Raw genomic sequence first — 6,776 nt, 5'->3', positions numbered from 1 at the left:
TTTTCATACATCAATATACTGATTATCAATATATTATGCAAATTAACTTGTATATTTATTCCATAAAAAAGAGGCTGTCCTTTTGAGACAGCCTCTTTTTTGTTAGTATTTTATAACTATGATTTTAATTTCAATATCTATTTAACATAATATTAATTATAAGACAATTGTAAAATTATAAAATATCTGTTCAATTTATCCTGAACTTAGGTAAAGTATATCATCTGTAATCCTTCCTTACAAAAACAGACATTACTATTGAATCTTTTGAATAATTGCTAAAATGCCAAATTATATGATGCAAAAAAGGTGTAAATGTTGTTATTAAGAAACTTGAAGATTCAATTTACATCACTAATATTTTATTTGATTATGTTATTGTTCTGATATTTCATTCCTTAGGATAGTCCAGAGGCACATTATGCATTTAGTTTACCAGAAATACATGCTTCATTTACTTTTTTTTTGTTTTCAATCTATTTGAGTACATTTGCACATTATATATTTAAAAATAAAACAATGTCAGAAGGTACAGTAAAATTTTTTAATGAAACTAAAGGGTTCGGATTCATCGTTCCTGCAGATGGTAGTGAAGATGTATTCGTTCATTCATCTGGTCTAATTGATCAAATTCGTGAAAACGATAAGGTTGAATATGAAGTTGAGCGTGGCAAAAAAGGCCTTAACGCTGTTAATGTGAAAGTTGTTTACTAAATCAACATAAATCATTGAACATAGAAAAGCATGTCGTGAGACATGCTTTTCTTGTTTACAACAAATCTTAATTAAATTTAATCAAAGATTGGTTCAATGGAACTTTCGTTCCTAATTCTGACCTGTAACAGTTCATAGATTATAGTGATATTTACTGATTTTCAATCTATTTGAGTATCTTGTAATATTATACAATTAAATAAAAAACACAATGCAATCAGGTACTGTAAAATTTTTCAATGAAAGTAAAGGGTTTGGGTTTATTGTCCCTTCAAATGGTGACTCTGAAGTTTTCGTTCATTCATCAGGTCTTATTGATCGAATTCGCGAAAACGATAGTGTTGAATATGAAGTAGAGAATGGTAAAAAAGGCCTTAACGCCGTTAATGTGAAAGTTGTTGGATAAATCAGCATAGAGCATTTAACTAAGAAAAGCATACCCTGAGGTATGCTTTTCTCGTTTAACAACAAATTTAATTACAAAAGATCATTTGCCAGATTGGCAAGTTCACTACGTTCCCCCTTTTGAAGAGTTATATGAGCATATAAAGGATGATTTTTAGCCTTGTCTATCAAATATGACAAACCATTACTCTCAGCATCCAGATAAGGAGTATCAATCTGATAGATATCACCGGTAAATACAATTTTAGTCTCCTCTCCCGCTCTCGAAATAATGGTCTTAATTTCATGAGGAGTCAGATTTTGGGCTTCATCAACAATAAAGAATATTTTGGTTAAAGTTCTTCCTCTGATATATGCTAAAGGTGCAATTGATATCTTTTCAGTAGCTACCAGCTCATCTATTTTAGCCTGTCCCTTTTCATCATCCCCAAGCTGATCCTTAATAAATTTAAGGTTATCCCAAATAGGAGCCATATAAGGATCAATTTTTGATTTAACATCTCCGGGCAGAAATCCTATGTCTTTATTACTTAATGGCACTATAGGTCTTGTGACAAAGATCTGCCTGTAGTTCTTTCTTTGTTCCAGAGCACTGGCCAATGCAAGCAGCGTTTTACCAGTTCCTGCATTACCTTGAATAGTTACCAGTTTAATTGCTGGATTTAACAAAGCATGAATTGCAAATGCTTGCTCAGGATTTCTGGGTTCAATATTATAAACTGCCTGATTTGGGATATATATGAACTCTGATCTTTTATAATCATAATAGGCTCCGACAGTTTTATTTTTCCCGTTCAGTATATAGAAATTATTATCATGAATAATTTTAATTCCGATGGCTGATATAGGTAAAACCTTCTTTTTTATTAATTCATCCAATAACTTATTCGGTATTTTATCAATGATTGTTTTACCGGTATATAGTTCTTCTACATTTTTAACCTTGCCGGTCTCATAATCTTCCGAATACAGGTTTAATGCTTTCGCTTTTAATCTTAAACAAATGTCTTTTGAGACAAGTATGATCTTTTTTGCAGGATATTGTTCCTGCAGGCTCAATGCTGCATTTAATATTCTATGATCAAATTTCCCTTCACCAAAAATCTTCTCTGCATCGGTTGTACCTGGAATATCATCCATAACAACTTTAAACTTGCCTCTACCCTTCCCTTTTAATGGCAGCCATTGATTGATCAGGTTATTTCTGGATATTTCATCCATGAGCCTTATAAAGCTTCTTGCCTCATAGTTACGGGTATCGTTTCCACTTTTAAGATTATCCAACTCTTCCAGTACCTGGATAGGGATTGCTACATCATGCTCTTTAAAGTTCTGTAATGCATCATGGTCATAAAGAATCACTGATGTATCCAGAACAAAGATCTTACCTCGGGTATCCATTGAATTATCTTTTGTCATTTGATATAAAATTAAAGAAAATCGATGGAAGGTTTAATTGGAAATTATATAAAAAAAGAAAACGGAGACCTTACTCTTGCGATTGGGATCTCCGTTTCAACTTTTTCGCAACCGTAATTGCTAAAAGTATTAAGCTTCATTTACTTTAATCGGTTCGTCTCTTCAGTTTTTTCAAACTTTCTGTATCCGTAGCCTTTTACTTTATCATTGCATCCATTCCATAGAATGTTTACAATATAGGTAATGCCTGTCTTTTCGATTTTGTCTTCCAGCCTTGATCTCACGATTTCCGGTCTGAATTGAAAATTAAATTATCCAGAATCTGATGAAGCCCGAGAGCTTCGGATTTAAGGATATTGTTTCAGGCTATCAAAGTACTTCCGACTTAACAATACTAATTTACGGTGAAAACAGGCCTTTGTCAAGAAAAAAATATCTTTATTACACACAGTTTTTTCACAATATCGAATGGATTATTAACATGAATATATTTGATAATAAATTGATTATTAATAGTATACAGTGTATTGGAAAGGTTTATTAACAATTGATAATTTTCTTTTTCTGCACAAAAGTCCTGAGATTCAATTTTTATTAGGCTTATATAACGCACGAAAAAGTAGGTACCGATAATAATATTATCCTGGCGCAGTCATCAGGGAAATGTTTAATCCTGATAATTTTAAATGGATTTACTCAGACCCAAAAATGGGGCATGATCCACTGATCCGCTTAACGGAGAATAGGAATTTGAAAAAAATGGATCAGATTTTTGGATAAAAAGAAAACGGAGACCTTACTCTTGCGATTGGGATCTCCGTTTCAACTTTTTCGCAATCGTAATTGCTAAAAGTATTAAGCCTTATTTACTTTAATCGGTTCGTCTCTTCAGTTTTTTCAAACTTTCAGAATCCGTAGCCTTTTACTTTATCATTGCATCCGTTCCGTAGAATGTTTACAACATAGGTAACGCCTGTCTTTTAGATTTTGTCTTCCAGCCATGATCTCACGATTTCCGGTCTGAATTGAAAATTAAATTATCCAGAATCTGATGAAGCCCGAGAGCTTCGGATTTAAGGATATTGTTTCAGGCTATCAAAGAACTTCCGACTTAACAATACTAATTTACGGTGAAAACTGGCCTCCATCAAGAAAAAATCGTCTTTATTTCCCACATTATTTTCACAATTTATTGTGCGTTACTAACATGAAATTATCTTGTAATTTATTGATTTATAATTAATTAGTCAATAATCTGTGTACTTATTAACATTTCAATTTTATTTTATTTATTCACAATTTGACTGGATTTCAATTTTTGATTGCATAGTTCACGGAGTATAATATTCTTTTAAATTATAAATTTTAAAAATTATCTTAAAATGAACGTTGTTTAACAAAGCATAATTTCAGAATAAGTATTTTTACAGGGAATATTCATGTTATTCAAGGTAAAATGAAACAATCCAGAGAAATAAAGACATTTATTTTTAGTCAATACTTTTCTGATGGCCTTAGAATCACATTTGGTGTACTTCTCCCCTCTCTGATTTTTTATCAGCTAGACCTATTATCCATTGGACTAACTATTTCCTTAGGTGCTGTCTGTACAAGTATTGCCGATAACCAGGGTCCGATAAACCATAAACGAAATGGAATGCTTTATTGCACTATTTTCGTTTTCAGTACAGCTGTATTAACAGGTCTAATTAATAAATACCCCATTCTTATAGGAATTGAGATAGTTTTGTTATCTTTTTTCTTTTCCATGTTTTCAGTTTATGGAAACAGGGCTTCATCAATCGGTACTGCTGCTTTGCTGATCATGATACTAACAATTGATGAAGATGTTATTAAGGATAATGGAGTTTGGGGCCATGCTCTATATATTCTGACGGGGGGAATTTGGTATATGCTTCTGAGTATTTCATTATCCCAGATACGGCCATACAGGTTAACACAACAGGCTTTGGGTGAATGTATAAGGGATGTTTCAACATATGTGAAACTGAAAGCCGAATTTTATAATACGGATAGTGATTTTGATGAAAATTATAAAAAGCTTATTTCTCAGCAAGTGCTGGTACATGAGCATCAGGATTCTTTAAGAGAACTCCTCTTTAAGACCAGATTAATGATCAGGGAGTCGACTCATTTGGGCAGACTGCTCATTCTTGTTTTTGTAGATATTGTTGATCTATTCGAACAGACGATGGCCACACATTATGATTATCAGGCCATTCGCAATACATTCGGTAAAACAGAGTCGCTTAATGAGTTCAATAAAATAATACTAAAGCTTGCTGAAGAACTGGAAAACCTAAGCTATTACATAATTAGCAATGAAAAACCCATCAGGCTGCACGATTTTAAACCTGAACTTGAAAAATTAAAATCGAGCATTGACCAGGTTGAAGAACTGGGTATTAATGGTTTGGTACTTAAAAAGATCCTGATCAATGTAAGGAATATGATCAACCGGGTTGAAAAAATATATAGTTATTTCAATCAAAAACAGCTTTCCGGTCAGAATGATGTGGATTATAGCAAATTTGTTTCTCATGAAGACTTTGATCTTCATAAATTAAATGAAAACCTAAGTCCCAAATCATCTATATTCCGTCATTCAGTGCGGGTTTCGTTGATGTTTTTGATTGGATTTTTGGTTTCTAAGCTATTTCCTGTTGGACATCACAGTTACTGGATACTTTTAACCCTTCTGGTTATCTTAAAGCCTGCTTATAGCCTTACCAGGCAACGAAATGTAGAACGCCTTATAGGAACATTCATAGGTGGAATAGCGGGCGCATTAATTTTAATATATGTGGATGACCAAACGATCCTGTTTGTATTTCTCCTGATCTTTATGGTAGGTACTTATAGCTCCCAGCGTATAAACTACACTGTCAGTGTCCTGTTTATGACACCATATATTTTGATCCTGTTTAGTTTTCTTGGAGAAAATAATTTGAACATTGCAAAAGAACGAATGGTAGATACATTGATTGGATCATTCATTGCATTCTTTTCAAGTTATGTAGTATTGCCAAACTGGGAATATTACCAGTTTAAGAATTTTATGCGCGAGGTATTGATAGCAAACTATCATTATCTTCATAATGTTGCTGAAGAGCTGTCAGGAAAAAAATCTGATGTAATTTCTTATAAACTTGCCCGAAAAGATGTGTATGTAAGTTCAGCAAACCTTGGAAGTGCTTTCCAGCGAATGTTGACTGAGCCAAAAAGTAAGCAGCAAAATATTAAGGAATATCACAAGTTTGTGGTTCTCAACCATATGCTATCATCCTACATAGCAACATTGATGACCAATCTCCATCAGGCAAATTCATTAGAGGTAGATTCTAATCATATTAAATTGATTCGTAAGTCTTTATATACTTTATCTGAAGTAATTAAAAAGATGGATTCTCCGGATTTTAATGAATTGGAAATCTCAGTCACTGAAGTGAAATCAGAGATAATTCAGTCAAGTGAAGCAAAATTATTATCAGAACAATTGGAACTTGTTCATAAGCTCATTTTGGATATTCAAAAACTAAGTCAGGCTTAGTTTTCTGATTCCTTTATTTCTTTTAATACATTACTTATTCTTAATTCAAGTGTATCAGAATCAGTAAATCCTTTTGCGATCAGGTAAAATCCTGTGTCAGATGTTTGTATCAAAACTGCTGGAAAAGATTCAACCCGCAATTGCTTTACTAATGCAAAATCATAATATGCAGCCTCTTTTGATGTATCCAGATTCATTTTCGCTTCAAATTCGTCCGGATCAATACCAAAGTTGACTGCCAGATATCGATATAAATCATAATCATTTGGGTTTTTCCCATCAAAATAAATAGCATTTTGAAGATCATGGACGAATGGTACTGACAGATCCGGAAGGTAAAGCTTAAAGACGGAAAGTGCGATAGAGGGCTTTTCTGAGTCAAGAATCATAGCGCCTTCTTCCAAATGTCTCAGATAGGGTTCTCCGAATTTAATTCCCGTAGTTCTTTCAATTGAATGATAAGCTGATTTAATAAATGGAGCGATCTTATTAATTGATCCAACCTTATCCCCTATCATCATACCACCACTGAGGACCTCGAATTCAAAATCATCTTTATGTTTATCGAAACATTCCATTATAACCTGGCTAAATCCATAGCACCAGCCACATAATGCGTCATATACATAAATGATTCTTAATGGCTTATTCATGGCCTTTTTAATAG

6 protein-coding genes are annotated in these 6,776 nt (G+C 33.0%); 3 read left to right on the top strand and 3 right to left on the bottom strand.

Features of this window, described 5'->3' with window-relative positions:
- Positions 1-519 precede the first annotated feature (519 nt).
- Together BLR27_RS14155 and BLR27_RS14150 are read left to right on the top strand one after the other, a co-directional pair.
- Entirely contained in the window at positions 520-714 is a 195-nt protein-coding gene (locus BLR27_RS14155) for a cold-shock protein (protein ID WP_090705936.1), read from the top strand.
- A gap of 211 nt (positions 715-925) precedes the next feature.
- Entirely contained in the window at positions 926-1,120 is a 195-nt protein-coding gene (locus BLR27_RS14150; protein WP_090705934.1) for a cold-shock protein, read from the top strand.
- A 71-nt stretch (positions 1,121-1,191) separates the two neighbouring features.
- On the opposite strand, the gene BLR27_RS14145 is transcribed toward BLR27_RS14150, so the two are convergent.
- The gene (locus tag BLR27_RS14145; RefSeq protein ID WP_245704528.1) at positions 1,192-2,538 is read right to left on the bottom strand and encodes a PhoH family protein; all 1,347 of its coding nucleotides are present in this window, start codon (positions 2,536-2,538) and stop codon (positions 1,192-1,194) included.
- Positions 2,539-2,678: 140 nt separating this feature from the next.
- Positions 2,679-2,822, bottom strand: coding sequence for a hypothetical protein (locus BLR27_RS18560; RefSeq protein ID WP_176767711.1), 144 nt, complete (start codon positions 2,820-2,822; stop codon positions 2,679-2,681).
- A 1,172-nt stretch (positions 2,823-3,994) separates the two neighbouring features.
- Between BLR27_RS18560 and BLR27_RS14135 the strand changes: the two genes are divergently transcribed.
- Positions 3,995-6,109 carry an FUSC family protein gene (locus BLR27_RS14135; RefSeq protein WP_090705931.1) on the top strand — a complete coding sequence of 705 codons (2,115 nt, stop codon included), beginning with the start codon at positions 3,995-3,997 and terminating at the stop codon, positions 6,107-6,109.
- Here BLR27_RS14135 and BLR27_RS14130 read toward each other — a convergent pair.
- The gene (locus tag BLR27_RS14130) at positions 6,106-6,762 is read right to left on the bottom strand and encodes a DsbA family protein (protein ID WP_090705929.1); all 657 of its coding nucleotides are present in this window, start codon (positions 6,760-6,762) and stop codon (positions 6,106-6,108) included. The genes BLR27_RS14135 and BLR27_RS14130 overlap by 4 nt on opposite strands.
- Positions 6,763-6,776: the final 14 nt, after the last annotated feature.

This window comes from Daejeonella rubra, from assembly GCF_900103545.1.
Lineage (GTDB): Bacteria > Bacteroidota > Bacteroidia > Sphingobacteriales > Sphingobacteriaceae > Daejeonella > Daejeonella rubra.
This window is presented reverse-complemented; position numbering and strand designations above follow the sequence as displayed.